This is a genomic window from Anabaena sp. CA = ATCC 33047, assembly GCF_963870205.1.
GTDB lineage: Bacteria > Cyanobacteriota > Cyanobacteriia > Cyanobacteriales > Nostocaceae > Trichormus.
This window is the reverse complement of record NZ_CAWMSA010000069.1, coordinates 1-281: the sequence shown is the minus strand read 5'-3', so window position 1 is coordinate 281 and position 281 is coordinate 1. Positions and strand designations below refer to the sequence as shown.

The 281-nt window shown below is 33.8% G+C and carries 1 protein-coding gene; it reads right to left on the bottom strand.

Features of this window, described 5'->3' with window-relative positions:
• Nucleotides 1-281, bottom strand: a 281-nt coding sequence (locus tag AACS98_RS20910) for a hypothetical protein (protein ID WP_198161171.1), incomplete at both ends; no start/stop codon positions are given.

Sequence of the window (281 nt, the reverse complement as noted above, 5' to 3'; positions counted from 1 at the left end):
TCAAAAAATAATTGTTGTCCTGCATTTCCACTAAAACGATAGATTTTTCTAGTTAATCTGGAGTTGAGTGTACCTGTAATCGGATTAGCAGTATTAAACTGGAGTGGTTCAGTATTGACTGCTAAATCTAATAGTTGAAATTTATAATCGCCAACTGTTTGATTACCGCTACTAATAATTAGTTGATAGATGCCTTGTTCACTCAGTATGATAGGCAGCAAATCATTACGTACACTTTGATTAAAAATCGTATTTTGACTAGGACTAACCAAGCGGACATT